This is a genomic window from Rhodovulum sp. FJ3 (assembly GCF_032918305.1).
GTDB lineage: Bacteria > Pseudomonadota > Alphaproteobacteria > Rhodobacterales > Rhodobacteraceae > SAT37.
In genome coordinates, this window is record NZ_JAWJUU010000001.1 from 600970 (window position 1) to 625617 (window position 24648).

Consider the following 24648-nt stretch of genomic DNA (forward strand, 5'->3'; position numbering starts at 1 on the left):
ATCAATGAGTCAGGCGGCGCAGATCATCGCGGATTTCGCAATATTTGGGCGGATCGGGCGCCACATCGCATTGATGCCCCATCCATTGCGCGCATTGCCCCGCATTCGGGCACAGAGCACAGCGCGCCACGGTGTCCTGCAGGTCCGTATGGGCCAAACGGCCCGCACGGATTTCATGGCTCAGATTGATCCCGACACAGCGCGCCATCCCGTTGGTCAGCCAGTAGTGTTGGGAAAATCTGGATGGCCCAGACATTGTTATTCCCCTTTCAGCGCCTCGAACGTGTCCGCGTTGCGGCAATAGCTGGGAGTGTGGTCGAGCGTTTCGCCCGCGTGCTCGGCCAGAAACTGGCGGCACTTACCGGTCTCACGGCACCCGACACAGCGCAGAACCGCGCCCCGCAACTCGCTGGGCGACAGGGTGCCGCGCTGAAGCTCTTCGACCAGATCGACACCGACGGTGTCGCCCATCTTGTTCACAAGGGTCGAATGATCGTCAAATTTCTGAAATCCAAACATGTGGTCGCTCCGCTTGATCCGTGGAAAGGGTCCTGCCCCCAGCCAACCAAGGCTGGGACGTGCGGTCTTTGATCCGGATCAAACGGGCCATATCTGTGAAGGCGGTCAGAGGTTCGCCGCAACCTTTTGCACAGTTTCTTGGCGTTTGGCGTTGGGCGGATGCGAGCCAAGGAAGGTTTCACCAGGATCGGGGATGCGGTCAAAGAATTGCGCGCCAAGGACCGGATCATACCCCGCATCATGGGCGATCACGGTGCCAAGGGCGTCCGCCTCAAGCTCCATATCCTGCGAGAAGAACCGCCCGCCTACAGCCGCCCCCAGACGCGTGAACGAGTCGATGCTTTCGGCGCTGGCCCCGCCAAGACCCGCCGCAGTGCCAAGGATCAGCGCCCCCAGAACCGCCGTCCCCTGTTGCTTCGGGATATGACCCGCGATGTGGTGGGCCGCCTCATGCCCCAGAACAAAGGCCAATTCATCCGTGTTCTGCGCATCGGCCAGCAGGGCCTTGGTGAACACGATCACAGGGCGGTTTGCATTGTCCAGCGTCTGATAGGCGTTCGCGGGCTCGGACGGGTTGGCGTCGATATAGATCGCGAAATCACAGTTCGATCCGCGCGTCGCCTGACGACACTGCGCCTCGGCGATCGGCTCAACACGGCGCACAACGCCGGCAAAGCGCGCATTGGCATTCACGGTTTGAAACCCAGCGGGCGCTGAGGTCAGGGCGGTGCTGTCCATGCTGGACACGGGCGCGCCCCCACCGCCGCCCGAGGACGGCGCAGACGTGGGTGATGTCACCTCGACACAGCCCGCGACAGAAAGGGCAAGGGGGAGTATCAGACTGCTCAGACGCATGATGTGCGGCCTCCGGCGGATGGTTTTTCCGGCATCTTATGGGGGCGGACAAAAAAGACAAATCCCGTTTTCGCGCGCCCTCTTCCCAAGCGCATATCCGCGCGCTAGCGTGGGGTATGTTTACCATCGAACACGAATTTGACGCCACTGTCGTCACCCTTGTGGATGAAGGGCCCCAGCCCCCGCTGCAAGAAGATATCACCATCAATGCATTTGAGGATTGCGTCACGCTTGAGCAATACGATCCGCGCACAGATACGGTGAACAAGATCACCTTTTCCATCGATCAGTTGGATGAGCTTGCGGCGGCTCTGGACCTGCCCGAGGGCGTTTACCGTCTGTATAACGACGACGGCAAGGATTAATCCAGCACGGCAAAAACCTTGTCGCGCGATGTCTGGCCACGGATCAGGTCAAACCGCGATTTCGCGATCCCGAACTCTTTGGACAACAGCTTGACCACCGCCGCATTGGCCTTGCCGCCCTCGGGGACGACGGTGACATAGACCCGCACCTCGCCGGTTTCAGGATCACAGGTCACACGGTTTTTCGCCGCCTTGGGCGTCACCCGCACGGCCAGTTCACCGCGTTCGTTCAACCATTTTTCCAAACCGTTTTGCACGTTTGCCTCGGGTTTCTGCGCCGCCGCACTTGAATACCCGACTATTTTACCCGACATTTCCGGTAACAAACAGGAGAAACCCCCGATGCCTACCCCGAATTCTGCGGTGATGGACTTTTTGCTGACCCGCCGCTCGCGCCCTGCGAAAACGCTGGTTGCGCCCTACCCCACCCGTGAGGACCTGACCGATATCCTGACCGCCGCTGCGCGCACGCCCGATCACGGCAAGCTGGAACCGTGGCGGTTCATCGTGATGGGCAAGGAGGCTCTGGCCCGCGTCGCCGGTGAAATCGCGACCCAAGGGCCCAAGCTGGGCTATGACGCGGACGCGATTGCGAAACAGACCTCCACCTATGAAAACGCCGGACTGGCCGTGGTTGTGGTCAGCGCGCCGGTCGACTCGCCCAAGGTGCCCCAGATCGAACAGATCTATTCGGCGGGCGCGGCCTGCCTTGCTCTGGTCAATGCGGCGCTGGCGTCAGGTTGGGGGGCGAACTGGCTGTCGGGTTGGCCATCGCATGATCCGGATATTTGCACACGTGGCTTTGGCCTGAACCCCGGGGAAAAGATCGCGGGCATCATCCATCTGGGGACTGAGCGCGCTGCGCCACCCGAACGTCCCCGCCCCGATCTGGATCAGATCACCACATGGGACGGCGTATGATCCTGACCTCGTTCCTAAAGGCGCTCGGGCAACTGCCCGACCGTCCTTTCCGGTCGGTGCTGTTCAGGGGAATCGGCCTGTCGGTCGCCCTTTTGGCCGCCCTGACCTATGGGATCAGTGTTCTGGTGGGGATTTTCGTGCCCGACGCGGTCAGCCTGCCCTATATCGGTACCGTGAACTGGATCGACAGCGCGGCGTCTTGGGCGGTGATCCCGTTGATGATGGTGCTGTCGGTGTTTTTGATGGTGCCGGTCGCCTCGGCATTTACCGGTCTGTTTCTGGATGACGTCGCGCAGGCCGTTGAGGACCGCCATTACCCCGGCCAAGGTCCCGTCACCAAGATCAGCCTATCCGACAACCTGCGTGACAGTTTGGGGTTTCTTGGGGTGATGGTCGTGGTCAACGCGGTTGCGTTGATCCTGTACCTGCCCGCCGGACCGCTTGCGCCGTTTTTGTTCTGGGCGGTGAACGGGTATCTGTTGGGGCGGGAATATTTCCAGATGGCCGCCATGCGCCGCCTTGGGCGGACCGAGGCGTCCCGCCTGCGCCGCCGTTATTGGGCGCGCATTTGGGTGGCGGGGACGCTGATGGCGGTGCCGTTGTCGTTGCCGCTTGTGAACCTGCTTATTCCGGTTCTAGGCGCGGCAACCTTTACTCATCTGTATCACCGGGTGCGGGGATCATAGTCAGCTTGTTCAGGCCCTGAAGATCCGCGATGGAATAAGGGCCCCACTGGATGACACTGCCCAGCACGATCCAGATCGCAACCGCCCAAAGGGTCACGATCTTGGCCGTACGGCGCGGTTTGAAATCGGCGGGCGCGCTTGCGGGCGTGCCCGGTACGATTTCGCCCACATCACCCTGCGTGCGCAGACGGACCGGCAGGGTGACAAACAGCACCATAAACCAGATCACGGCAAACAGGACGATCGCGGCGGTGATGGTCATCAGACTTGCTCCAGCTCAACCAGACAGCCGTTGAAATCCTTGGGATGCAGGAACAGGACCGGCTTGCCATGGGCGCCGATCTTGGGTTCGCCTGTTCCAAGGACGCGGGCGCCTTCGGCCTTTAGTTTATCACGCGCGGCCAGAATGTCATCGACCTCATAACAGATGTGGTGGATGCCACCGGCGGGGTTCTTTTCCAGAAAGCCGTTGATCGGGCTGTTCTCGCCCAGCGGGTACAGCAGTTCGATTTTCGTGTTTGGCAGGGTGATGAACACCACCGTCACGCCGTGATCGGGTTCATCCTGCGGCGCGCCAACCTCGGCACCAAGGGTGTTTTTGTATTGCGCAGCCGCGGCCTCTAGGTCCGGTACGGCGATGGCGACATGGTTCAGACGTCCGATCATCGGCTTGCTCCTCTATCAAGCGGTTTGCATGGGGTTATGCGGCGATGCAGCAGGCAAAGCAAGGCGGCGCGCCGGAATGCCGCAACCATTAACCCGCGATTAAGCACAACCATGGTCCGATGGACGGGCCAAAGGAGATGTCTGATGCCTGCCACCGCTGATTCCCTGCCGATTTCCACTGCGCCCTCGTTTGCTGCTGCGATGGCGCGCCCCCTGTCCGGTCTGACCGTCCTGTTGGTTGAGGACAGTCGATTCGCGTCCGAGGCGATGCGATTGCTGTGCCTGAATGCCGGTGCCCGTATCCGGCGCGCCGATTGCATCCACGCCGCGCGCCGCCATCTGTGCGTCTATCGTCCGCATGTGGTGATCGTCGATCTGGGCCTGCCTGATGGGATGGGTGAGGATCTGATCGCCGATCTACACCACGCGACACCGCGTATCGACGTGATCCTTGCCACCAGTGGCAATGATGACGCCGAGGATCGCGCGATCGCCGCAGGGGCGGATGGGTTTCTGGCCAAACCGCTGACCAACCTTGCCCAGTTTCAACAGGCGATCCTGCGCCACCTGCCGGAAATGCACACCGGTCCGCAACTTGTCACCGGCCAGACCGTGACCCCCGATGTCTTTGCGTTGAACGAGGACATTCGCGCCGTCTGTGACGATCTGCGCGCGGGGCGGTCGGATCGTGCCTATTTGCGTCAATTCCTGACCGGTCTTTCCCGTCTCAGCCCCGACAGTCCCGCCTCCGAGGCCGCCGAGATGATCCGCGACGGCGCACCGACCGCGGCTATTCTGGACGTGCTGACCCCGCATCTGGCCAACGCGCGCCCTGTCTAAGGCCTATAGGGTCGGGTCGTCGTTGGCGCGCACCAGACGGGTCAGATCGGACAGGCGTTCGACCTGTGATCCGTCGGGGCGGAAATTCTCGGGCGCCAGCCAGACGTGAAACGCCTCTTTCAACGCGGGCCATTCGCGGTCGATGACGGAAAACCACGCGGTGTCACGGTTGCGCCCCTTGACCACGGCGGCCTGCCGAAACACGCCCTCATAGCTAAAGCCCAACCGCTGGGCCGCGCGGCGCGAGGGCAGGTTCAGGGCATCGCATTTCCATTCGTACCGGCGATAGCCGGCCTCGAACGCCCACTGCATCATCAGGAACATCGCCTCAGTCGCGGCGGGGGTGCGTTGCAACAGGGGCGAAAAGGTCAGGAACCCGACCTCAATCGTGCCGGCATTCGGCGTGACGCGCAGGAACGAAGCGACACCTGCCCATTTGCCCGACATCTTGTCCTGAATGGCGAAAAAATAGGGATCGATCGAGGTCTCGTTTTCGCGGACCCAGCGCTGATACTGCGCCGAGGAATGGAACGGCCCCACGGGCAAGTAGGTCCAAACCGCGTCATGCCCCGAATAGGCCTGAAACAGGGCCGCGCCGTGGCGATCGCTGCTCAACCGCTCAAGACGCACATATGGACCGTCCAGAACATCCACATCCGGCACCCGTGGCGGCACCCACCCCGGCAATTCGAACCCGACTTTCTGCATCCCTGCCCCCAATCGTTAACGCCTCACAGAAACACGCCGCCCGCCACCGCGCAAGCAGACAAAAAGAAACCGGCCACGGGGGCCGGTTCCAAATTCCAGATGGGCAGGTGCGCCTTAGTCTTCTTGCTCGATCACGCGCAGCGACAACTCGCGCAGCTGTTCGTTCATCGGCAACGACGGCGCGCCCATCATCAGGTCCTCGGCGCGCTGGTTCATCGGGAACATGATGACCTCACGGATGTTGGCGGTGTCGGCCAACAACATCACGATCCGGTCGATCCCTGCGGCGCAACCACCGTGCGGCGGGGCGCCGTATTTGAACGCGTTGACCATCCCGCCAAAGCGCTTGGTGACCTCATCCGCCGGATAACCGGCCAGTTCGAACGCCTTGAACATGATTTCGGGTTTGTGGTTCCGGATCGCGCCCGAGATCAGTTCGTAGCCGTTACAGGCCAGATCGTACTGATAGCCCAGAACGTCCATCGGATCGCCGTTCAGCGCCTCTTCGCCGCCTTGGGGCATCGAGAACGGGTTGTGGCTAAAGTCGACCGCACCGGTTTCCGGATCCTTTTCGTACATCGGGAAATCGACGATCCACGCAAAGGCAAAACGGTCCTTGTCGGTCAGGTTCAGTTCCTCACCGATAACCGTGCGGGCCTTACCGGCCACGCCCTCAAACACCGAGGGTTTACCGCCAAGGAAGAACGCCGCATCACCGATACCAAGGCCCAGTTGCTGACGGATTGCCTCGGTGCGCTCGGGGCCGATGTTTTTGGCCAGCGGACCGGCGGCTTCCATCTCGCCGTTCGTTTCACGCCAGAAGATATAGCCCATCCCCGGCAGGCCCTCTTTCTGGGCAAAGGCGTTCATGCGGTCACAGAATTTGCGCGAGCCACCCGTCGGTGCGGGGATCGCACGGATTTCGGTGCCGTCTTGCTCCAACAGCTTGGCAAAGATCGCAAAGCCCGAACCGCGGAAGTGTTCGGACACGTCCTGCATCTTGATCGGGTTGCGCAGGTCGGGCTTGTCCGTGCCGTACCATTTCGCCGCGTCCTTATAGGAAATCTGCGGCCATTCGGCATCGACCTTACGACCGCCGCCGAATTCCTCAAAAATGCCACCGATCACCGGCTGGATCGTGTCGAACACGTCCTGCTGGCTAACAAAGGACATTTCCATGTCCAACTGATAGAAATCGGTGGGCGAACGGTCGGCGCGCGGGTCTTCGTCGCGGAAGCACGGCGCGATCTGGAAATACTTGTCGAACCCCGACACCATGATCAGCTGTTTGAACTGCTGGGGGGCCTGCGGCAGGGCGTAGAATTTACCGGGGTGCAGACGCGACGGCACAAGGAAGTCGCGCGCGCCTTCGGGCGAGGACGCGGTGATGATCGGCGTCTGGAACTCGCGGAACCCCTTGTCCCACATGCGGCGACGGATCGAGGCGACCACGTCCGAGCGCAGGGTCATGTTGTCCTGCATCTTTTCGCGGCGCAGGTCGAGGTAGCGATAGCGCAGGCGCGTTTCCTCGGGATATTCCTGATCGCCGAACACCATCAGCGGCAGTTCCTCGGCAGCGCCCAGAATTTCCAGATCACGCACGAACACCTCAACCTCACCGGTCGGCAGTTTCGGGTTCACCAGTTCGGGGTCACGTGCCTTGACGGTGCCGTCGATACGGATACACCATTCCGAACGCACGGTTTCCATCTGCGCAAAAACCGGGCTATCGGGGTCGCACAGGACCTGAGTGACGCCATAGTGATCGCGCAGATCGACGAACAGGATGCCGCCGTGATCGCGGATCCGGTGGACCCAGCCCGACAGGCGAACGGTCTCGCCCACGTTGGATTTGTTAAGGTCAGCGCAGGTATGGCTGCGGAAAGCGTGCATCGGGTATCCCCCAGGGGTTCTGGAAACGGTCCGCGCCGATACACCTGTCTTGGGCGGCAAAGTCAAGGGATGGGCGTTGCCACAGGTGCAAAATTGGTGAAGATTACGGTAACCCCAAGTTGTTTTTAGGACGAATACATGCTGAATAAGTTGTTTATTGGTATGGCTGGCCGGCTCATTAAGTCCGGAACGCTGCACCTGACGCTGGCCGATGGCAGCACGCATCGCTTTGGCGATGGGTCCGCGCCCGAGGTGTCGGTACGCTTTACCACCAATAAATTGCCAATGAAACTGTTGCGCAACCCCGAGCTTGCCTTGGGTGAGGCCTATATGGACCAAGAGTTGGTGATCGAGGGCGACGATGTGCGCGGGCTCTTGACCCTTGTGGTGCGCAATGCCGAACGCGGCCATATGCCCGCATGGCAACGTTGGGCCAAGGCGGCGCGGCGTCAGTTGCGCAAGTGGCATCAATGGACCCCGCTGGCCAAGGCGCGCAAGAATGCCGAGCACCATTACGAAATCTCGACCCCGTTTTATGAGCTCTTTCTGGATGAAAGCATGCTCTACACCTGTGCCTATTTCCGCGACATCGACGACACGCTGGAACAGGCGCAGGACAACAAGAAACACCACATCGCCAAGAAACTGCTGATCAAGCCCGGGATGCGGGTTCTGGACATCGGCTGTGGCTGGGGGGAACTGGGCGTGACGCTGGCGCGCGACTATGGGGCGAACGTCGTCGGCGTTACCCTGTCCGAACAGCAACGGCAACACGCGATTGAGCGCGCGAAAAAGGCCGGTGTCGCGGACAAATGCGATTTCCGCCTGATGGATTACCGCGACGTGGATGAGACGTTCGACCGGATTGTGTCGGTCGGTATGCTGGAACACGTCGGCCAGCCCCAATACGGCACCTATTTCCGGCAGGTGGCCAAGAATTTGGCCGAGGACGGCGTTGCCCTGATCCATTTCATCGGGCGCAGTTCACCGCCCGGCAACCTAAGCCCGTGGTTCAACAAATACATCTTCCCCGGTGGCTATACCCCTGCCCTGTCCGAGGTGTTCACCGATATCGAAAAAACCACGCTGTTGCAGACCGACATCGAATGCTGGCGGACGCATTATGCGCGTACACTCTACGAATGGCTGCTGCGGTTTGAGGACACGTTGGATCAGGCGCGCGACATGTATGACGAACGGTTCATCCGCATGTGGCGCTATTATCTGATCGCATCAGAACTCAGCATGTCGGACATGCCCCATGACCTCTATCAGGTGCAACTGGCCAAGCGCAAAGACGCCGTGCCGATTGCGCGTGACTATCTCTATGGTGGTGAGGTCGATAGCGCCTTGCGCAACGCGATCCGGATTGAAGAGCAACCGCCGAAACTGGCCGCGGAATAAGGCCTAGGCGCGGGCAGAGATCACCCGAGAGACCGAGATCAGCCCGCGCAAACAATTGCCCATGAACACGCCTCCGGCGACCAAATCGGCGGGGCGCAAAACCGCCTCCCGCGCTAGGCCGCGGTCCAGCAGGTCCTGCCGCAACACGCCGGGCAACACGCCCGAGGTCAACGGCGGGGTCAGGAACACGCCCTCGCGTTCTATAAAGACGTTGGTGATTGTGCCCTCGGCAACCTCACCGCGCTCGTTCAGGAACACCCATTCATGCACACCGGCGGGGCGTGCCGCGTAGGCGGGGCCGTAAATCGGGCGGTGACTGGTCTTGATCCGCAACCACGGGTCGTCAGACTGCAGACGGGTTTCGGAAATCTGAATGGTCCACGGGCGATTTTCCGGCGTAAACACCGCCTGTGTCAGATCAAACGCGCCCTCACCCGACAGGGCCAAACGCAGGCGCAGCGCCTGTTCCCCCGCAACCGAGTGCAACAAATCCGAGGCCAAGATCCGGTCGAACGGAAACCCCAACGCCGTGGCCCCGCGCGCCATCCGGTCCAGGTGCAGGTCCATCCGAACAGGGCCCTGCCCCGGCTCATACCGCATGGTTTCAAATACGGTTACGCCGTCTGGGGCAGTCTCGCAAAGCGGGCTTTCCAAAGCGCCTCCTGATACTCGGACGCGGCGGTGCTATCGTGCACCACGCCGCCCCCGACGTTGAAATGGACCTGTCCACCACGATCAAGGCGCAGCGTTCGAATGCCCACATTAAATTCCATATCCCCATCGGGTGCAATCCACCCAAGCGCCCCGCAGTAGGCGTCCCGCGCGCCGGATTCCAGTTCCGCCAGAACCTGCATCGCGCGGATCTTCGGCGCACCCGTAACAGACCCGCACGGAAACAGTGCCGCGAACATGTCGCGCAGGGTCAGGTCCGGCACCAGATCCCCCCGCACCCGCGACACCATCTGGTGCACGGTGGCATAGGTTTCAATGGCGAACAGGTCGGGCACCTTGACCGACCCGACCTTGGCGATGCGGGAAATATCGTTGCGCAACAGGTCCACAATCATCAGGTTCTCGGCGCGGTTTTTCGCATCCCCCTGCAACCAATCGCGCGCGGCCTTGTCCCGTGCAGGGTCGGGATCACGGGCGATTGTCCCTTTCATCGGGTGGGTCTGGATCACGCCGCCCTTCACCCGAAAGAACAGTTCGGGCGAGCGGGACAGGATCACCGGACCACCCAGATCGTGATAGGTGCCATAGGGCACGGGCTGGGCCGCGCGCAGGGACCGGTAGAGATCCATCGCCGTCCCAACCATTTCGGCGTGCAGGGCGAAGGTCAGGTTGGCCTGATAAAAATCGCCCGCACTTATATAGTCCTGCACGACATCAAACGCGCGGGCATATCGGGCCTCGTCCCAGTCGGGTGTGATATTGACCAGATGCGCGTCCTGCGAACCTTGGGCAAACTCACCCGCCGGTTCGGCGTCGCGAAATACCCCGAATTCCATCAGGGGCACCGCGCGATCCTTGGGCAGATACGGGCGCAGCTTGGCGTCAAAACAATAACCAAGCTCATAGGCGGCCATGCCAACGACCCAATGCCCATCGGCGCGGGCGCGCTCAATCGAGTCAAAGGCCCCGTCCAGATCGTCCGGCGTCTCCGCACGGATCACATCCACGGGGTCCCGGAACAGGGTTCCGCCCGGAATCGGTCCGTGATCAAACAGGACAAATGGTGCTGACATCCGCTTTCCGCCGTGACTCGTCGCAGGGCACATAGGCCGCAGTGCCCCCATGGGCAAGCAACCCACCCCGTTTTAGCGCCATTTTCCCCCCGCAAATTCCCCTGAACGCCAAATAAGGGACCATTTGCGGCGAAACTTGTCTTGCGCATCGACTTTGCATGGATATAACCCCCAAGAATTTGCCAACTCAGGGGTGCTGTCATGCCGAAAAGAACCGATATCAGTTCCATTATGATCATCGGCGCGGGCCCTATTATCATCGGCCAAGCGTGTGAGTTCGACTATTCCGGTGCACAGGCCTGTAAGGCGCTGCGCGAAGAAGGCTACCGCGTTATTCTGGTGAACTCGAACCCCGCAACGATCATGACCGACCCCGGTCTGGCCGATGCGACCTATATCGAGCCGATCACCCCCGAAGTCGTCGCCAAGATCATCGAGAAAGAGCGCCCCGACGCCCTGTTGCCGACCATGGGTGGCCAAACGGGTCTGAACACCGCTCTGTCGCTGGCCGACATGGGCGTGCTGGAGCAGTTCAACGTCGAACTGATCGGTGCCAAGCGCGAGGCCATCGAAATGGCCGAAGACCGCAAGCTGTTCCGTGAGGCCATGGATCGTCTGGGCATCGAAAACCCCAAAGCGACCATCGCCAACACCATCGAAGAATGCATGGCCGCCCTCGAAGACATCGGCCTGCCCGCGATTATCCGCCCCGCATTCACCCTTGGCGGGACCGGCGGCGGCGTGGCCTATAACCGCGACGATTACGAATACTATTGCCGCACGGGCCTTGATGCCTCGCCGGTGAACCAGATCCTGATCGATGAATCCCTGCTGGGTTGGAAAGAATACGAGATGGAGGTGGTGCGCGACACCGCCGACAACGCCATCATCGTCTGTTCGATCGAAAACGTGGACCCGATGGGTGTGCACACGGGTGACTCGATCACCGTGGCCCCCGCACTGACCCTGACGGACAAAGAATACCAGATCATGCGCACGCACTCGATCAACGTGCTGCGCGAAATCGGCGTGGAAACCGGCGGCTCGAACGTGCAATGGGCCGTGAATCCCGCCGATGGCCGTATGGTCGTGATCGAAATGAACCCGCGCGTGTCGCGTTCGTCCGCGCTGGCGTCCAAGGCGACTGGCTTCCCGATTGCGAAAATCGCGGCGAAACTGGCGGTTGGCTATACGCTGGACGAGTTGGACAACGACATCACCAAGGTCACGCCCGCCTCGTTCGAGCCGACCATCGACTATGTCGTCACCAAAATCCCGCGCTTTGCGTTCGAGAAATTCCCGGGCTCGAAACCCGAACTGACGACGGCGATGAAATCCGTGGGCGAGGCAATGGCCATCGGTCGCACCATCCACGAGTCGCTGCAAAAGGCGCTGGCGTCGATGGAAACCGGCCTGACCGGCTTTGACGAGGTCGAAATCGAAGGCGCACCCGACAAGGCCGCCGTGATCGCCGCCATCTCTACCGCGACGCCCGACCGGATGCGCACCATTGCACAGGCCATGCGCCACGGTCTGACCAACGACGAAATCCAAGCCGCCACCGCGTTTGATCCGTGGTTCCTTGACCGTATCCGCGAGATCGTCGAGGCCGAAGAAGGCGTGCGCAAGAATGGCCTGCCCGTCACCGAGGCCGGCCTGCGCGAACTGAAAATGCTGGGCTTTAGCGACGCGCGTCTGGCTAAACTGTCGGGCCGCGACGAGGATCAGGTGCGCCGCGCGCGTCACAACCTTGGCGTCACTGCGGTGTTCAAACGCATCGACACCTGCGCCGCCGAGTTCGAGGCGCAAACGCCCTACATGTACTCGACCTATGAGGCCCCCGTGCTGGATGAGGTCGAATGCGAGGCGCGCCCCAGCGACAAGAACAAAGTCGTCATCCTTGGCGGTGGCCCCAACCGGATCGGTCAGGGGATCGAGTTCGACTATTGCTGCTGTCACGCGTGTTTCGCGCTGACCGAGGCGGGGTATGAGACCATCATGGTCAACTGTAACCCCGAAACAGTGTCGACCGACTATGACACCTCGGACCGTCTGTACTTTGAGCCGCTGACGTTTGAACACGTGATGGAAATCCTGCGCGTGGAACAGGAAAACGGCACCCTGAAAGGGGTCATCGTTCAGTTCGGCGGCCAAACCCCGCTGAAACTGGCCAACGCGCTTGAGGCCGAAGGTATCCCGATCCTCGGCACCAGCCCCGACGCCATCGACCTTGCCGAAGACCGTGAGCGGTTCCAGGATCTGGTGAACCGTCTGGACCTGAAACAGCCCAAGAACGGCATCGCCCATTCCGACGCCGAGGCGCTGGAGATCGCGGGCGAGATCGGCTTTCCGCTGGTGATCCGCCCGTCCTATGTTCTGGGCGGTCGCGCGATGGAAATCGTGCGCGATATGGCCGGTCTAGAACGCTATATCAAAGAGGCCGTTGTGGTCTCGGGCGATAGCCCCGTTCTGCTCGACAGCTATCTGTCGGGCGCAACCGAGCTTGACGTTGACGCGCTGTGTGACGGCGATGACGTCCATATCGCGGGCATCATGCAGCACATCGAAGAGGCGGGCGTCCACTCGGGCGACAGTGCCTGTTCGCTGCCGCCCTACTCGCTGTCGGATGATCTGATCGCCGAAATCAAACGTCAGAGCGTGGCCTTGGCCAAGGGTCTGAACGTGGTCGGCCTGATGAACGTGCAGTTCGCGATCAAAGACGGTGAGGTCTACCTGATCGAGGTGAACCCGCGTGCCTCGCGCACCGTGCCTTTTGTGGCCAAGGCGGTGAATTCGCCCATCGCCTCGATCGCCGCGCGTGTGATGGCCGGTGAGAAACTGACGGCGTTTGATCTGGTCGATCCCAACATCGACACGTTCGCCGTGAAAGAGGCCGTTCTGCCCTTCGCCCGCTTCCCGGGTGTGGACACGATCCTTGGGCCGGAAATGCGCTCGACCGGCGAGGTCATGGGCAGCGACGCCACCTTTGAGCGCGCCTTCCTCAAGGCACAGCTGGGCGCAGGTGTGATCCTGCCGACCGAGGGCAAGGTGTTTGTCTCGATCAAGGACGCGGACAAGACCGACATCATGATAGAGGCCGTGCGCATCCTGTCGGATCTCGGCTTCAGCATCATCGCCACACGCGGCACCGGTGCCTTCCTCAGCGAAAACGGCATCGCCTGTCAGGTGGTGAACAAGGTCTATGAGGGCCGCCCGAACATCGTCGACATGATGAAAGACGGTGAAATTGCGCTGGTCATGAACACGACCGAAGGCGCCCAAGCCGTCGAAGACAGCCGCGAAATCCGCAAGGTCGCCCTGTTCGACAAGATCCCCTACTTCACCACCGCCGCGGCCAGCAACGCCGCCGCGCGTGCGATGAAGAGCCGGGATGAGGGCGACATCACCGTGCGCAGCCTACAAGAGGTCTAGGCGCCAAATCTGCTAAAGACTGCAAATGGCCGCCCCTTGGGGCGGTCATTTTCATTTTAGGACGAGGTTCGACAGGCGGGCGCGTATGCCGGTGTCCGTATCGTCACTGTCGGCAGACACAGCCAGCCCAACAAGACTAAGCGGGTTTTCCCCGAACGCGCGCTGATGATCGGCCAACAGGTCCACCATCTCCCGTGCGGACCCGATTCCCGACGGGCGCAGCGCAATCGCCCGTCCACGCGGGCCCAGATAGGGGCTCTCCAAAATCTCGCCACGCTTGTACGCCCCGCCCCAGACATAGGTCAGGACCCGCGCGTCAGGATGTTCCAGATAGGACCGCACGCCCTCATCCTTGGCCGCGACGACCTCGGCTTCGGGCAGGAACAGGAAATAGAGCGACAGGTTCCGGTCATCATATCCTTTGAGTTCCAGATCGGTGGCGGGCACGGATTGCTCAACCGTCCATTCCCACGACGCGGCACGGGCGTCCCATTCCGATTGCGGCAATGCGCGCCACATCAAGGACACCGTCCCCTCGGATTCGACGTCCAGAGATCGTCCCGCCAACCGGTACTCATTGCTTGAGAACAGCGAGAACTTTTGCTCGCTCCACGTGGTGTCGAACAGAATACTGTCCGCCGATGCGGGGGGTCCAAGCATCGGCAAACAGGTCAGAGCCGTGATTATGAGGCGGTACATGGTGACGTCTTCCCTGTGATCTTCCTCTGTTAAAAGAGGGCAAATGAGCGAATGCTCAAGTCACAAGGGCGTCAGACCCACGTTTCCGTGAGATTTTTGTCAGATGGCCGTCAGCCAGCCTCTTCTTCGAGGTGGAGCTTCATCTCCAGCAAAACCTGCTGCAGTGCGGTGGTTTCGCGCAGCAACCGCTTGGCCTCATTGATGGTGATGATGCCGTCTTCAATCGACTGGCTATACTCGGACATCAGCATCGCAAACCGCTGGGACAGCGCAACAACATCGGCATTCACACCGCCCGAGCTCTCGGAATTGCGGCGGGCCTTGTCATAGCTCAGGGTGATTCCCTGCAGCTCGGCCAAGGCTGTGGTCACGTGCGGGAAACGCGCTGCGGTCTCAAGCGCGGCCACGGCGTCAATCGGCATGAACCGATCGGCGTGCTCGGGCATGTCGGAATAGTACCGGCCCAGCGTTGCCTTGGACCGTCCCGTCAATTCGCACGCGGCCTCAATACCCACATCCTTCACCAACGCCTCGGTGTGCTTTTTGAGATAACTCCCGTTCGACGCCATTCCCCACAAACCCCGTTATTCTTGCCCCGCCTCAGAAACGGGGAAACCAACTTTCCTTTTCCCATTAATGAGTTTTGCATTGTTTGTCATTTTTAAATCGTTCCCGAGATATCGGGGACAGGTGTGAGTGGCCGACGTCCCCAGCGTCGGTTTCATAGGATGAGGGGCAAACCGCACTTGTTTGGGCATCGCGGCAGAGGACGTTGCCAGCGGTTCCCAGGTAAATGGTATTGGTGACCTCGGCCTGCGCGTTCCAAGATGTTCTTGGACCCCGGCAAAAGGTCGATTGCTCAGTAGCGGTACACGAGCTTTCGGCCTTGTGGTTTGACCCCTCATCCTTTTTTTCCCAAGTTTTCTTGCTGAAAAAACCGTGGCATAAGCACGCCATGGCAAAGCTCTATTTTCACTACTCGACCATGAATGCGGGCAAGTCCGCGATTCTGTTGCAGGCGGCGCATAACTATCAGGAACGCGGCATGCATACCTATCTGCTGACGGCGGGGTTTGATGACCGCGCTGGATGCGGGCGGATCGAATCGCGCATCGGCATCGGTCAGGACGCCGATACTTTCCATGTTCACGAAAACGTGTTTTCCAAGATCGAGGCCCGCCTCGCTGCCGGTCCCTGCACCTGTGTCTTTGTGGATGAGGCCCAGTTCCTGAGTGCCGATCAGGTCTGGCAACTGGCCCGCGCGGTGGATGACCTAGGCGTGCCGGTGATGTGCTATGGGCTGCGCGTTGATTTTCAGGGCAACCTCTTTCCCGGCTCTAGTGCCCTTTTGGCGCTGGCCGATGAAATGCGTGAGGTGCGCACGATTTGCCATTGCGGAAAAAAGGCGACGATGGTCGTGCGCATGGGGCCGGACGGACAGGTCGTCACCGACGGCGCACAGGTCGAGATCGGCGGCAATGACCGCTACGAATCCCTGTGCCGCCGTCATTGGCGGATCGCGATGGGCGATCTGGTCGAGGCCTAGTAGAGACGCCCGCCCAGCGGCACGTCGAAATCGGGCGACAGGAGGACAGGTTGGTCCTCGTCATCGGGCATCCCAAGGATCAAGGCCTCGGACATGAATTTACCGATCTGGCGCGGCGGGAAATTCACCACCCCGATCACCGTTTTCCCGATCAGGGTTTCGGGCGTGTAGTGCTTGGTCAACTGGGCCGAACTTTTGCGCGTGCCGATCTCGGGGCCGAAGTCCACCCACAGCTTGATCGCCGGCTTGCGCGCCTCGGGATAGGGTTCGGCATGGGTCACGCGGCCCACACGGATGTCGACCTTGGCGAAATCGTCAAATGTGATCGGATCGCTCATTTGCCCAACTCGCGGCTGCGCTCGGCGGCGGCGGTGACGGCGCGGTCCAGCAAGGACGGGAACCCGGTTTCTGCGTCCATCAACACGTTCAGCGCGGCCGCCGTCGTCCCCCCCGGCGAGGTGACGTTGATACGCAATTGATCCGGACCATCGGGCGATTGTTCGGCCAAGGCCCCCGCCCCTGCCACGGTCGCCTTGGCCAGTTGCAACGCGAGGTCCGCCGACAGCCCCTGCGCGGCACCGGCGGCGGCCAGCGTTTCGATCAGGTGAAACACATAGGCCGGACCCGAGCCTGACACGGCGGTGACCGCGTCCATCTGATCCTCGGACTGTAGGCGCACGGTTTGGCCCACGGCCTGTAGCAGCGCATCGGCCAGATCGACCTGATCCGCCGTTGCCGTGCCATTGCCGATCAATGCGGTGATGCCACGGCCCACGGCGGCGGGCGTGTTCGGCATGGCGCGCACGATGGGGGTGGCGGCGCCCAGCGCGCCCTCAAAATAGGAAATCGGGGTGCCTGCGGCGACGGACACAAACACCGTGTCGCCCCCGCCCAGACCGGTGACGGTCGGGATCGCCTCGGCCATCAGTTGCGGTTTGACCGCCAAGAGGACAATCGCGGGGTTTTCGGGCAGGTCGGTATTGATATGGATACCGTCCAGATCCTGCACCCATGCAGGCGCATGGGGATCCATGATCCAGACCGCGCGCGGTTCAATCCCGCGCTCTAGCCATCCCTGCAACATGGCCGAGCCCATCCGGCCACAGCCCAGCAAAACCATCCCGCGTGCGTTGATATCGGAAAAATCCATGTCGACCCCGTGTGTAATTCGGGGTCAACCTAGGACGACTGTGCACCGCCCGCAATGGGCGACGCCGGTCAGGCGCGGCCGTAGGCCTCGGTCATGGCGATGTTCATCGCCTTGGCGGGCGCTTGATCCGCCCAAGCCACCAGTTGGAACGCCGGATAGAAGCGTTCACAGGCGGACACCGCCGCGCCGATCAGATGGTCGATCTGACCGCCATTGACCCCTTGCCCGCCGGTCAGAACCAGACCGTAGCGGTAGACCATCAGGCGCTGCTCCTTCCAATAGGTGAACGCGCCATTCCAGCACATGTCGTTGGCTTGGTTCAGGGCCTCATAGACCGCAGGCATCGAATCCGCCGGCGGGTCCATTTCAAACGTGCAGATCAGTCGAAGGGTCTCATCATAATGGGACCACGCCAAGGTGATGGAATAGGTGCGCCATTGGCCCTCGACAGCCATGGCGATCTGGTCATCCCCAACCCGATCGAATTCCCAATCGTGATGCTCGGCAATCGTTTCCACCATGTCGATGGGATGCAGATCATCGCTCAGCATAAAGTCTTCAGTAAGTGACATGCCCGGCCTCTTTTATAATAGCCGATGTGGGTTGGCAGCCCCACAAGGCTTAGGTGCCTGATCAATAAACGGCGGTGATTTCCGTCGCCTATACAAGATATGGTCCCTTTTCAGAGGCTTTGTGTAAAGCAAAATGTTGGGGGCAACTTATCCACACACCCCTATCTGTCGTGTTTCGACTAGATATAGCGGTCAGGCGTGACATCATCCCGAGGGAAAGGTCAGCAGGCCAGACATTTCACCCAACACACATTGAATTCCGCGATTTTTCTCCTGTGCGCCCCGTGGTTTCGCCCAAAAACCGAGCCACTAGAAAAAAAATCATCGCGCGCAAGTTATCCACAGACTTACCCACATAGATGTGGATGAATTTTTGACACTCGGGGCCAGAATCCCCCGAATCGCGGGCAAAATCCGCCGCCCCCAAAGCAAAGGGCGCGCCGCAGCACGCCCCGCAAACCGTCCATACCGGATCAAAGACGCGTTATGCGTCCTTGCCGGATTCCAGCGCCTCAATGCGCTTTAACAGGGCCGCGTTTTCCTCACGCGCCTTTTGCGCCATGGCGCGCACGGCGTCGAATTCCTCGCGGGTGACAAAGTCACGATCGGCAAGCCACCGGTCCATAACGCTTTTGACGGCGTTCTCGGCTTCGTCCTTGGCGCCTTGGGCGACACCCATCGCGTTGGTCATCAACTGCGACATGTCTTCAAAAAACTTGTTGCGGCTTTGCATCTGGCCCTCCGCCGTTACATTTGCCCCCTATATGGGCCGTAGCGCGACCAAGCTCAAGGTTGACTTCGTCGCAGACCAACAGGCAAGAGGCGCGCATGTCTTTGATCATACAGTATCCGCAAATTGATCCTGAACTGTTCTCGATTTCCCTGTTCGGGATGGAGTTCGCGCTGCGTTGGTATGCGTTGGCCTATATTGCCGCGCTGATCCTTGGGTGGTTCATCGTTGTGCGCCTGATGGCGCGGCCCAAGCTGTGGCCGAATGACGAGGCCCCGGTGACCCGCCAACAGGTCGAAGAGTTGCTGACCGCCGTCATCCTTGGCGTCGTTCTGGGCGGGCGGTTGGGCTATGTCCTGTTTTACCGACCTGCCTATTACCTGCAAAACCCGCTGGAAATTCCGATCCTGTGGAATGGCGGCATGGCATTTCACGGCGGATTTCTGGGGGTCGTAATCGCGGTAATCTGGTTCTGTCGCCGCCATAACCTGCGCCTGATGTCGGTCGCGGATGCTCTGGCCCTTGCGACGCCGACGGGGTTGTTGTTCGGGCGGCTGGCGAATTTCGTGAACGGGGAACTCTGGGGCCGTCCGGCCGAGGTGCCGTGGGCGATGGTGTTCCCCGACCCGCGCGCGCAAGTCTGCCCGCCGGAATGGGTCGGGGCCTGTGCGCGCCATCCCTCGCAGCTCTATGAGGCGGGGCTAGAGGGCATCGTTCTTGGGCTGGTTCTGGCCCTGCTGGTGTTCGGGGCGCGGATCCTGAAACGGCCGGGTGTGGCGACGGGCGTGTTTTTCGCGGGCTACGGCATTTCCCGGTTCATCGTTGAATATTTCCGTCAGGCAGATGCACAATTCATCACATCCGAGAACCCGATGGGTCATATCCTGTCACTGGGTCCCGTGGGCGTCACGATGGGGCAAATCCTGTCCCTGCCGATGATCGCGATTGGCGTGGCGGTGATCCTCCATGCGCGGCGCAAGGCGGCGGCATGAGTGATCTCAAGGCCCAACTGATCCGGCGCGTCGCCGCAACCGGCCCGATCACGGTGGCCGAGTATATGGCCGAATGCCTGCTGCACCCAACGTTGGGCTATTACAGCACGCGCGATCCGTTCGGCGCGGCGGGCGATTTCACCACTGCCCCCGAAATCAGCCAGATGTTTGGCGAAATGATCGGCCTGTGGCTGGCGCAGACGTGGCTGGATCAGGGGCGACCGGCGGCGTTCACCTTGGCCGAACCGGGGCCCGGTCGCGGGACGTTGATGGCCGATATCCTGCGCGCGACGCGGGGCGTTCCGGGTTTCCATGACGCGGCCGAGGTCCATCTGATCGAGGCCTCTGCGACCCTGCGCGACGTGCAACGCGACCGCCTGTCAGACGTCACCCCCACGTGGCACGACGACCTCAGCACCCTGCCCGACGACCGCCCCCTTTATCTTGTCGCGAACGAATTTTTCGACGCCCTGCCCATCCGCCAGTTTCAGCGCACCGAGGGCGGTTGGTCCGAGGTTCAGGTGGGCACGGATGGCAACGAGTTGCAGTTCGTTTTGGCCGCACCCCTGCCCCTCGGGGCGCTGGAGCAGCGTCTGGATGACACCAAAACCGGTGACATCGTTGAAACCTGCGCCGCAGCCATTGCGCCGGTCCAAGAGATCGCCGCGCGGATCGCGTCCCATGGGGGCACGGCCCTGTTCATCGACTATGGCGGGTGGCATTCGCTGGGCGACACGTTGCAGGCCCTGCGCAACCATCAACCCGATCCGCCACTGGCGCATCCTGGTGCGGCCGATCTGACCGCCCATGTGGATTTTGAGGCCCTCGCCCACGCCGCGACCGGTGTTGCCGTGACCAAGATGACCGGCCAAGGTGCATTTCTGGAACGGCTGGGAATTACGACACGCGCACAGGCCTTGGCCGCAAACTTGCAAGGTCAGGCATTGGACAACCACATCGCCGCGCATCGGCGCTTGACCCACCCGCAAGAAATGGGAACGCTCTTTAAAACTCTGGCGCTCTATCCGACGGATGCGCCGCAACCACCCGGATTTGACCAATGACGCTGGAGATTCTGACCGCCCCCGAACTGTCCCCTGTGCGCCACGGGTTCTTTACCCGCAAGGGCGGCGCATCCTCGGGGATTTTCAAGGGTCTGAACTGTGGCGAAGGGTCCTCGGATCAGGCCGAGATGGTGCGCATCAACCGCGCCCGCGTGGCCGAGGCGATGGGCGTCGCCCCCACGCATATGGTCGGTGCGATGCAGGTCCATTCGGCGGATGTGGCCGTGATCACCGGCCCGACCGACGACAAACCCCGCGCCGACGGTTTGGTCAGTGCGACACCGGGCGTGACCCTTGCGATTCTGACCGCCGATTGTCAGCCCGTGTTGTTCGCCGATCCGGATGCGGGCGTCATTGGGGCGGCCCACGCGGGATGGCGCGGCGCACTGGACGGTGTGCTAGAGGCAACAGTGGACGCCATGGTCGATCTCGGTGCCGCCCGCGACAACATCACCGCCATCATCGGCCCCACGATCAGCCAACGCGTCTATGAGGTCGGCCCCGAGTTTCTGGACAACTTTGTCGCCGACGACCCCGACAACAGCCGGTTTTTCGTTAATGGCGAGGGCGACCGGTATATGTTCGACCTTCCGTCCTTTGGCCTGCATCGCCTGCGGTCTGCGGGAATCGGCACAGCGGGTTGGATTCGGCACTGCACCTATTCCGATCCCGACCGGTTCTTTTCCTACCGGCGCAGCACCCATACGGGTGAGGCCGACTATGGCCGGTTGATCTCGACCATCGCCCTCTGACGCGGCCCGACCCCGCGCCACATTTTCACCACACCAAGACCGCGAAACGACACAATCAGGGCCATAGACCCGCCCCAATGCCCCGCCATAACGGTCCCAAGCAAGAACACAGGCCGCAATGATCGGCCCGCATGAGGAGCGAGTAAAATGAAAAAAGAACGCCGTTGGATGAAATGGGTCATCGCAGAGAGCGCCAAAGAACAGCCCGCCCTGCCCTGGACCCGCGCCTCGCGCAACGCACGCCGCGACGCCGGCAAATCGGGCAAGGCCGCCCGCGCGTAATCACGCCAAAATCGCCAAAGAATGCAGAACCCGTCGATGCCCCGCATCGGCGGGTTTTTCATTGGCCCTATGCAGTCCACGTTAAATGATTCGTGGCCCCGCGTTGGGGCCCGCATCAGGAATGTGGCAACAGGGCGCGGGCACCGGAAACAATCACCGCGCGTATCACCGACCGTTTCTGCACCCAACTGTAAATCAGGCGATATTTTGACAGGTAGGCCTCTGTTAACCTTATAACGGGTACTAGGACATTGTTTCTGCACCGCGCGCGGTGGGGCCGCCGCAGATTGTTTAGACACAGGTTGCTTGGTATGGCCCCCGCTTGGACATCCGCAGGTGCGGAATATGGAATATCTCAGGGCAGAAGTGCCCATCTCTCGACGGTTCGGACAGGCCGGCATACAGGGCGCGCTCAGCCTCAAATGCGCGCTTATGACATTGCCGGCCTGACGACCGCAGGCTCTCAGACCGAAATGACGATAGATGGCCCGATGGGGGTTCCGTTTGAACCAGCCTTTTCGGGTATGGTGCGCGGCACCTTGATCGACACGCCGCGCGGACGCACCCCGATTGAGGACTTACGCCCCGGTGATCTAATCGCAACCACGCACAATGGTCCGCAGCCCATCCAATGGATCGGGTCGATGCTGTTGTTTCCCGACCGTACGGCGCATGCAGGCGCGCCCCTGATCCGGATTTGTGTGGACACATTCGGAATGGATCGCCCGACCAGTGACCTTATCATCGGGCACGGGATGCGGTTGTTGCACCATGGCGCGCACCTGCAGGACCGGTTCGATACGGCGGATGTGGCGATTCCGGCCCATGCGCTGTGTGATGGATACGGGGTGTTTCCGTTGCACCCGTCGGTTCCGGTGCGCCTCTATCACATCGTGTTGCCGATGCAGGAAATGCTGCGTGCCAATGGCGTGCCCGTCGAAAGCTATCACCCCGGCCCCGAAATTCAGCAAATGCTACCACCCGAGACACTGGCACAATTGCTAGAGTACTTCCCCCACGCAAACAGTGTCGCGGATTTCGGGCCGATGGCCTATCCGCGACTGACGGGGTTTGAAACGCGTGAATTGCTGGGCCTGACCTGAGCGGTCAGGACAGTTTGGCCAGACGATCCTCTAGCACGTTGAACGGGACGCCCGGTTCATCCTTGGCGCCGCGAATGACCAGCGAGGTTTTGACACTGGCCACGTTGTCGGCGGCGGTCAGCTGCTCGGTCAGGAAGGTCTGGAACGTCGACAGGTCGGGCGCGACGCATTTCAGGATGAAATCCACCTCCCCGTTCAGCATGTGGCACTCACGAACCAGCGGCCAGTCCTGACACCGCGCCTCAAATGCCGACAGATCGACCTCGGCCTGACTTTGCAGACCGACCATCGCGAACACCTGAACCTCAAAGCCCAGTTCACGCGGATCGACATCCGCATGATAGCCACGGATGTAGCCCGATTCTTCCAACGTCCGTACCCGACGCAGACAAGGAGGCGCCGAAATCCCAACACGTTTGGCAAGCTCTACGTTTGTCATCCGACCGTCCGCCTGCAGTTCTGCAAGGATCTTGCGGTCAATCGGATCCAACTTGGTGTTGGGCATTTATACCTCCGAACCATTTTTGCGGATAATATTGTTGCGCGACCGATTGCGCAATAATGTTTCACAGCTGCGCAATAAATTAAATCTCATCCAACTTGAACCACGAAATGCGCCAAGGGCCTTTTATGGCGACGGGCGCATCGTTATATGGGCGGAACACGTTTTCATGGGGGTTATGATGTCTGAAACGCGCCACACCAAACTGTTGATCATCGGCTCGGGGCCTGCGGGCTATACGGCGGCTGTTTATGGCTCGCGCGCGATGCTGGAACCGATCCTGATCCAAGGCATTCAACCGGGTGGCCAATTGACCATCACCACCGAGGTCGAAAACTGGCCCGGTGAGGTCGAGATTCAGGGCCCCGACCTGATGGTCAACATGGAAAAGCACGCCCGCGCCGTCGGGACCGAGATCGTGGCCGACTACATCAACCGTCTGGACCTGTCCGAGCGCCCCTTCAAGGCCTACAGTGACAGCGGTGTCACCTACACCTGTGATGCGCTGATCCTTGCGACCGGTGCACAGGCGAAATGGCTGGGCCTGCCCTCTGAGGAGAAATTCAAAGGCTTTGGCGTCTCGGCCTGTGCGACCTGCGACGGATTTTTCTATCGCGGCCAAGAGGTTGTCGTCGTTGGCGGCGGCAACACCGCCGTCGAAGAGGCCCTGTTCCTGACCAACTTTGCCTCCAAGGTCACGCTGATCCACCGCCGCGACAGCCTGCGTTCGGAAAAAATCCTGCAGGATCGCCTGTTCAAAAACCCCAAGGTCGAAATCCTGTGGAACCACGCGATCGAAGAAGTGGTCGGCGGTGACAATCCGGCGGGCGTCGAAGGCGTGCGCGCCAAACATGTCGAAACCGGCGAAATCACCGAGGTGCCCTGCAAAGGCTTCTTTGTCGCGATCGGCCACGCGCCCGCCTCGGAACTGGTCAAGGACATCCTTGAGACCCACAATGGCGGCTATGTCGTCACCAAACCCGATAGCACCGAGACCTCGATTCCCGGCGTTTTCGCGGCGGGTGACCTGACCGACCACAAATATCGTCAGGCCGTGACCTCGGCCGGCATGGGTTGCATGGCCGCGCTTGAGGCCGAGCGTTTCATCGCAGCCACCGAAGCGGAATAATTTCCCACGAACGGCCAAAAACGCGTCCTTTTCGCCGCAATTGCAAAATAGAACGGCGCTTGGACTTGATATTTGTCCAAAATAACGGCACCC

At 60.9% G+C, this 24648-nt stretch carries 30 protein-coding genes; 13 read left to right on the forward strand and 17 right to left on the reverse strand.

Annotation, left to right across the window (positions count from 1 at the left end; all coding sequences use genetic code 11):
- Position 1 precedes the first annotated feature (1 nt).
- The 3 genes from R1W00_RS03020 to R1W00_RS03030 form a co-directional block, all read right to left on the reverse strand.
- Positions 2-256 (reverse strand): DUF6455 family protein, encoded by a 255-nt coding sequence (locus R1W00_RS03020; RefSeq protein WP_317261234.1) that lies wholly within the window; start codon positions 254-256, stop codon positions 2-4.
- Positions 257-258: 2 nt separating this feature from the next.
- Positions 259-519 (reverse strand): DUF6455 family protein, encoded by a 261-nt coding sequence (locus tag R1W00_RS03025; protein ID WP_317261235.1) that lies wholly within the window; start codon positions 517-519, stop codon positions 259-261.
- 105 nt (positions 520-624) lie between these two features.
- A complete protein-coding gene (locus tag R1W00_RS03030; RefSeq protein ID WP_317261236.1) occupies positions 625-1374 on the reverse strand; it encodes a M48 family metallopeptidase in 750 nt (249 codons plus the stop codon).
- 116 nt (positions 1375-1490) lie between these two features.
- Here R1W00_RS03030 and R1W00_RS03035 point away from each other — a divergent pair, with 116 nt between their 5' ends.
- Complete coding sequence (locus R1W00_RS03035) at positions 1491-1739, forward strand: hypothetical protein (RefSeq protein ID WP_317261237.1); 249 nt, start codon at positions 1491-1493, stop codon at positions 1737-1739.
- On the opposite strand, the gene R1W00_RS03040 is transcribed toward R1W00_RS03035, so the two are convergent.
- Positions 1736-2053, reverse strand: a complete 318-nt coding sequence (locus R1W00_RS03040; protein WP_317261238.1) for a DUF167 domain-containing protein — start codon at positions 2051-2053, stop codon at positions 1736-1738. The two genes, R1W00_RS03035 and R1W00_RS03040, sit on opposite strands and share 4 nt — an antisense overlap.
- Positions 2054-2081: 28 nt before the next feature.
- Here R1W00_RS03040 and R1W00_RS03045 point away from each other — a divergent pair, with 28 nt between their 5' ends.
- Both R1W00_RS03045 and R1W00_RS03050 read left to right on the forward strand, forming a co-directional pair.
- Positions 2082-2660: a nitroreductase gene (locus R1W00_RS03045; RefSeq protein ID WP_317261239.1), complete on the forward strand. Its 579-nt coding sequence runs from the start codon at positions 2082-2084 to the stop codon at positions 2658-2660.
- Positions 2645-3346 carry an EI24 domain-containing protein gene (locus tag R1W00_RS03050; RefSeq protein ID WP_317261240.1) on the forward strand — a complete coding sequence of 234 codons (702 nt, stop codon included), beginning with the start codon at positions 2645-2647 and terminating at the stop codon, positions 3344-3346. Before R1W00_RS03045 ends, R1W00_RS03050 begins: the two co-directional genes overlap by 16 nt.
- On the opposite strand, the gene R1W00_RS03055 is transcribed toward R1W00_RS03050, so the two are convergent.
- Positions 3312-3608, reverse strand: a complete 297-nt coding sequence (locus tag R1W00_RS03055; protein ID WP_317261241.1) for a DUF1467 family protein — start codon at positions 3606-3608, stop codon at positions 3312-3314. The genes R1W00_RS03050 and R1W00_RS03055 overlap by 35 nt on opposite strands.
- On the reverse strand, positions 3608-4012 hold the full coding sequence (mce, locus tag R1W00_RS03060) for a methylmalonyl-CoA epimerase (protein ID WP_317261242.1): 405 nt from the start codon (positions 4010-4012) through the stop codon (positions 3608-3610). The genes R1W00_RS03055 and mce overlap by 1 nt, the downstream gene beginning before the upstream one ends.
- Before the next feature lie 144 nt (positions 4013-4156).
- Between mce and R1W00_RS03065 the strand changes: the two genes are divergently transcribed.
- The gene (locus R1W00_RS03065; RefSeq protein WP_317261243.1) at positions 4157-4852 is read left to right on the forward strand and encodes a response regulator; all 696 of its coding nucleotides are present in this window, start codon (positions 4157-4159) and stop codon (positions 4850-4852) included.
- Between the two features lie 3 nt (positions 4853-4855).
- On the opposite strand, the gene R1W00_RS03070 is transcribed toward R1W00_RS03065, so the two are convergent.
- Together R1W00_RS03070 and aspS are read right to left on the reverse strand one after the other, a co-directional pair.
- Complete coding sequence (locus R1W00_RS03070; protein ID WP_317261244.1) at positions 4856-5560, reverse strand: GNAT family protein; 705 nt, start codon at positions 5558-5560, stop codon at positions 4856-4858.
- A gap of 114 nt (positions 5561-5674) precedes the next feature.
- Positions 5675-7453 carry an aspartate--tRNA ligase gene (gene aspS, locus R1W00_RS03075; RefSeq protein ID WP_317261245.1) on the reverse strand — a complete coding sequence of 593 codons (1779 nt, stop codon included), beginning with the start codon at positions 7451-7453 and terminating at the stop codon, positions 5675-5677.
- Between the two features lie 138 nt (positions 7454-7591).
- On the opposite strand from aspS, the gene R1W00_RS03080 reads away from it, so the two are divergent.
- Complete coding sequence (locus R1W00_RS03080) at positions 7592-8857, forward strand: cyclopropane-fatty-acyl-phospholipid synthase family protein (protein WP_317261246.1); 1266 nt, start codon at positions 7592-7594, stop codon at positions 8855-8857.
- A gap of 3 nt (positions 8858-8860) precedes the next feature.
- Here R1W00_RS03080 and R1W00_RS03085 read toward each other — a convergent pair whose 3' ends face one another.
- Complete coding sequence (locus tag R1W00_RS03085; protein WP_410901514.1) at positions 8861-9511, reverse strand: aminotransferase class IV family protein; 651 nt, start codon at positions 9509-9511, stop codon at positions 8861-8863.
- A complete protein-coding gene (locus R1W00_RS03090) occupies positions 9472-10602 on the reverse strand; it encodes an aminodeoxychorismate synthase component I (RefSeq protein ID WP_317261247.1) in 1131 nt (376 codons plus the stop codon). The genes R1W00_RS03085 and R1W00_RS03090 overlap by 40 nt, the downstream gene beginning before the upstream one ends.
- A gap of 201 nt (positions 10603-10803) precedes the next feature.
- On the opposite strand from R1W00_RS03090, the gene carB reads away from it, so the two are divergent.
- Positions 10804-14034 (forward strand): carbamoyl-phosphate synthase large subunit, encoded by a 3231-nt coding sequence (carB, locus tag R1W00_RS03095; protein WP_317261248.1) that lies wholly within the window; start codon positions 10804-10806, stop codon positions 14032-14034.
- A 51-nt stretch (positions 14035-14085) separates the two neighbouring features.
- On the opposite strand, the gene R1W00_RS03100 is transcribed toward carB, so the two are convergent.
- Both R1W00_RS03100 and R1W00_RS03105 read right to left on the reverse strand, forming a co-directional pair.
- A complete protein-coding gene (locus R1W00_RS03100) occupies positions 14086-14733 on the reverse strand; it encodes a DUF3047 domain-containing protein (RefSeq protein WP_317261249.1) in 648 nt (215 codons plus the stop codon).
- Positions 14734-14843: 110 nt separating this feature from the next.
- A complete protein-coding gene (locus R1W00_RS03105) occupies positions 14844-15302 on the reverse strand; it encodes a hypothetical protein (protein WP_317261250.1) in 459 nt (152 codons plus the stop codon).
- A gap of 386 nt (positions 15303-15688) precedes the next feature.
- Between R1W00_RS03105 and R1W00_RS03110 the strand changes: the two genes are divergently transcribed.
- Positions 15689-16279, forward strand: a complete 591-nt coding sequence (locus tag R1W00_RS03110; protein ID WP_317261251.1) for a thymidine kinase — start codon at positions 15689-15691, stop codon at positions 16277-16279.
- On the opposite strand, the gene R1W00_RS03115 is transcribed toward R1W00_RS03110, so the two are convergent.
- The 4 genes from R1W00_RS03115 to R1W00_RS03130 form a co-directional block, all read right to left on the reverse strand.
- Complete coding sequence (locus R1W00_RS03115) at positions 16276-16617, reverse strand: tRNA-binding protein (RefSeq protein WP_317261252.1); 342 nt, start codon at positions 16615-16617, stop codon at positions 16276-16278. The two genes, R1W00_RS03110 and R1W00_RS03115, sit on opposite strands and share 4 nt — an antisense overlap.
- Entirely contained in the window at positions 16614-17429 is an 816-nt protein-coding gene (gene proC, locus R1W00_RS03120) for a pyrroline-5-carboxylate reductase (RefSeq protein WP_317261253.1), read from the reverse strand. Before proC ends, R1W00_RS03115 begins: the two co-directional genes overlap by 4 nt.
- Positions 17430-17497: 68 nt before the next feature.
- Positions 17498-18001: a YbjN domain-containing protein gene (locus R1W00_RS03125; protein ID WP_317261254.1), complete on the reverse strand. Its 504-nt coding sequence runs from the start codon at positions 17999-18001 to the stop codon at positions 17498-17500.
- 484 nt (positions 18002-18485) lie between these two features.
- Positions 18486-18734 (reverse strand): accessory factor UbiK family protein, encoded by a 249-nt coding sequence (locus tag R1W00_RS03130; RefSeq protein ID WP_317261255.1) that lies wholly within the window; start codon positions 18732-18734, stop codon positions 18486-18488.
- A 95-nt stretch (positions 18735-18829) separates the two neighbouring features.
- Between R1W00_RS03130 and lgt the strand changes: the two genes are divergently transcribed.
- The 5 genes from lgt to R1W00_RS03155 all read left to right on the forward strand — a co-directional run bounded on the left by lgt (position 18830) and on the right by R1W00_RS03155 (position 22924).
- Positions 18830-19723, forward strand: coding sequence for a prolipoprotein diacylglyceryl transferase (gene lgt, locus R1W00_RS03135; protein WP_317261256.1), 894 nt, complete (start codon positions 18830-18832; stop codon positions 19721-19723).
- Complete coding sequence (locus R1W00_RS03140) at positions 19720-20787, forward strand: class I SAM-dependent methyltransferase (RefSeq protein WP_317261257.1); 1068 nt, start codon at positions 19720-19722, stop codon at positions 20785-20787. Before lgt ends, R1W00_RS03140 begins: the two co-directional genes overlap by 4 nt.
- A complete protein-coding gene (gene pgeF, locus R1W00_RS03145) occupies positions 20784-21539 on the forward strand; it encodes a peptidoglycan editing factor PgeF (RefSeq protein WP_317261258.1) in 756 nt (251 codons plus the stop codon). The genes R1W00_RS03140 and pgeF overlap by 4 nt, the downstream gene beginning before the upstream one ends.
- A gap of 147 nt (positions 21540-21686) precedes the next feature.
- Positions 21687-21821 (forward strand): hypothetical protein, encoded by a 135-nt coding sequence (locus R1W00_RS03150; protein WP_317261259.1) that lies wholly within the window; start codon positions 21687-21689, stop codon positions 21819-21821.
- 422 nt (positions 21822-22243) lie between these two features.
- Positions 22244-22924, forward strand: coding sequence for a Hint domain-containing protein (locus R1W00_RS03155; RefSeq protein WP_317261260.1), 681 nt, complete (start codon positions 22244-22246; stop codon positions 22922-22924).
- Positions 22925-22928: 4 nt separating this feature from the next.
- Here R1W00_RS03155 and R1W00_RS03160 read toward each other — a convergent pair whose 3' ends face one another.
- Entirely contained in the window at positions 22929-23429 is a 501-nt protein-coding gene (locus R1W00_RS03160) for an Lrp/AsnC family transcriptional regulator (protein WP_317261261.1), read from the reverse strand.
- Between the two features lie 178 nt (positions 23430-23607).
- Here R1W00_RS03160 and trxB point away from each other — a divergent pair, with 178 nt between their 5' ends.
- Positions 23608-24555, forward strand: coding sequence for a thioredoxin-disulfide reductase (gene trxB / locus R1W00_RS03165; RefSeq protein ID WP_317261262.1), 948 nt, complete (start codon positions 23608-23610; stop codon positions 24553-24555).
- The last annotated feature ends 93 nt before the right edge of the window (positions 24556-24648 follow it).

Excerpts from the sequence above, each read along its gene's own strand:
- R1W00_RS03030 (WP_317261236.1), bottom strand. The coding sequence starts at position 1,374 with ATGCGTCTGAGCAGTCTGATACTCCCCCTTGCCCTTTCTGTCGCGGGC.
- R1W00_RS03110 (WP_317261251.1), top strand. The coding sequence starts at position 15,689 with ATGGCAAAGCTCTATTTTCACTACTCGACCATGAATGCGGGCAAGTCC.
- R1W00_RS03155 (WP_317261260.1), top strand. The coding sequence starts at position 22,244 with ATGCGCGCTTATGACATTGCCGGCCTGACGACCGCAGGCTCTCAGACC.
- R1W00_RS03065 (WP_317261243.1), top strand. The coding sequence starts at position 4,157 with ATGCCTGCCACCGCTGATTCCCTGCCGATTTCCACTGCGCCCTCGTTT.
- lgt (WP_317261256.1), top strand. The coding sequence starts at position 18,830 with ATGTCTTTGATCATACAGTATCCGCAAATTGATCCTGAACTGTTCTCG.
- R1W00_RS03160 (WP_317261261.1), bottom strand. The coding sequence starts at position 23,429 with ATGCCCAACACCAAGTTGGATCCGATTGACCGCAAGATCCTTGCAGAA.
- R1W00_RS03100 (WP_317261249.1), bottom strand. The coding sequence starts at position 14,733 with ATGTACCGCCTCATAATCACGGCTCTGACCTGTTTGCCGATGCTTGGA.
- mce (WP_317261242.1), bottom strand. The coding sequence starts at position 4,012 with ATGATCGGACGTCTGAACCATGTCGCCATCGCCGTACCGGACCTAGAG.
- R1W00_RS03090 (WP_317261247.1), bottom strand. The coding sequence starts at position 10,602 with ATGTCAGCACCATTTGTCCTGTTTGATCACGGACCGATTCCGGGCGGA.
- R1W00_RS03025 (WP_317261235.1), bottom strand. The coding sequence starts at position 519 with ATGTTTGGATTTCAGAAATTTGACGATCATTCGACCCTTGTGAACAAG.
- R1W00_RS03115 (WP_317261252.1), bottom strand. The coding sequence starts at position 16,617 with ATGAGCGATCCGATCACATTTGACGATTTCGCCAAGGTCGACATCCGT.
- R1W00_RS03080 (WP_317261246.1), top strand. The coding sequence starts at position 7,592 with ATGCTGAATAAGTTGTTTATTGGTATGGCTGGCCGGCTCATTAAGTCC.
- R1W00_RS03105 (WP_317261250.1), bottom strand. The coding sequence starts at position 15,302 with ATGGCGTCGAACGGGAGTTATCTCAAAAAGCACACCGAGGCGTTGGTG.
- carB (WP_317261248.1), top strand. The coding sequence starts at position 10,804 with ATGCCGAAAAGAACCGATATCAGTTCCATTATGATCATCGGCGCGGGC.
- aspS (WP_317261245.1), bottom strand. The coding sequence starts at position 7,453 with ATGCACGCTTTCCGCAGCCATACCTGCGCTGACCTTAACAAATCCAAC.
- R1W00_RS03055 (WP_317261241.1), bottom strand. The coding sequence starts at position 3,608 with ATGACCATCACCGCCGCGATCGTCCTGTTTGCCGTGATCTGGTTTATG.
- R1W00_RS03140 (WP_317261257.1), top strand. The coding sequence starts at position 19,720 with ATGAGTGATCTCAAGGCCCAACTGATCCGGCGCGTCGCCGCAACCGGC.
- R1W00_RS03150 (WP_317261259.1), top strand. The coding sequence starts at position 21,687 with ATGAAAAAAGAACGCCGTTGGATGAAATGGGTCATCGCAGAGAGCGCC.
- R1W00_RS03070 (WP_317261244.1), bottom strand. The coding sequence starts at position 5,560 with ATGCAGAAAGTCGGGTTCGAATTGCCGGGGTGGGTGCCGCCACGGGTG.
- R1W00_RS03020 (WP_317261234.1), bottom strand. The coding sequence starts at position 256 with ATGTCTGGGCCATCCAGATTTTCCCAACACTACTGGCTGACCAACGGG.
- R1W00_RS03125 (WP_317261254.1), bottom strand. The coding sequence starts at position 18,001 with ATGTCACTTACTGAAGACTTTATGCTGAGCGATGATCTGCATCCCATC.
- pgeF (WP_317261258.1), top strand. The coding sequence starts at position 20,784 with ATGACGCTGGAGATTCTGACCGCCCCCGAACTGTCCCCTGTGCGCCAC.
- R1W00_RS03040 (WP_317261238.1), bottom strand. The coding sequence starts at position 2,053 with ATGTCGGGTAAAATAGTCGGGTATTCAAGTGCGGCGGCGCAGAAACCC.
- trxB (WP_317261262.1), top strand. The coding sequence starts at position 23,608 with ATGTCTGAAACGCGCCACACCAAACTGTTGATCATCGGCTCGGGGCCT.
- proC (WP_317261253.1), bottom strand. The coding sequence starts at position 17,429 with ATGGATTTTTCCGATATCAACGCACGCGGGATGGTTTTGCTGGGCTGT.
- R1W00_RS03045 (WP_317261239.1), top strand. The coding sequence starts at position 2,082 with ATGCCTACCCCGAATTCTGCGGTGATGGACTTTTTGCTGACCCGCCGC.
- R1W00_RS03130 (WP_317261255.1), bottom strand. The coding sequence starts at position 18,734 with ATGCAAAGCCGCAACAAGTTTTTTGAAGACATGTCGCAGTTGATGACC.
- R1W00_RS03050 (WP_317261240.1), top strand. The coding sequence starts at position 2,645 with ATGGGACGGCGTATGATCCTGACCTCGTTCCTAAAGGCGCTCGGGCAA.
- R1W00_RS03035 (WP_317261237.1), top strand. The coding sequence starts at position 1,491 with ATGTTTACCATCGAACACGAATTTGACGCCACTGTCGTCACCCTTGTG.